Annotated in this window: 1 protein-coding gene; it reads right to left on the bottom strand. The window is 39.3% G+C overall.

Annotated features, from left to right (window positions below; all coding sequences use genetic code 11):
* A partial coding sequence (locus J1M36_RS12505) for a DUF1542 domain-containing protein (RefSeq protein WP_206480040.1) occupies positions 1-405 on the bottom strand: 405 nt, incomplete at both ends.

The following is a 405-nucleotide window of genomic DNA, read 5'->3' as shown; positions in this document are numbered from 1 at the left end:
CATTAGCCGCTTCAATTTCTTCTGCTGTAATGTCTTGCGTTTGAGCAATGGCTGCTTTACGTTCATTCGCTTTCGTAGCTATGGCTTGTTTCGCATCATCTTTCGTTGTTGTCGCTGGTTGAATTGCTTCAATTTTAGCAATTTCTGCATTTTTAGCCGCTTCTACTTCTGCATTTGAATGTGCACCATCTATTGCTGCATCAGCTGTCGTTTTTTCTGTTTGAACTTGTTGTTTCGCAGCATTTTTTTCTTCTGTTGTTGCACCGTTATTAGCATCAATTGCTGTTTCTTGTGCTTGTACTTTATCTGCAATTGCTTGTTTCGCTGTTGATTTAACATTTGCATCTGGCGTAATGGCTGCAATTGTAGCTTCATTTGTAGCTTTTGCATTATCCACATCTGTAT

This window comes from Kocuria sp. KRD140 (assembly GCF_017168375.1).
Classification (GTDB): domain Bacteria; phylum Actinomycetota; class Actinomycetes; order Actinomycetales; family Micrococcaceae; genus Kocuria; species Kocuria marina.
Note: the sequence above shows the minus strand (reverse complement) of the source record. Positions and strands in the feature narration are given on the sequence as shown.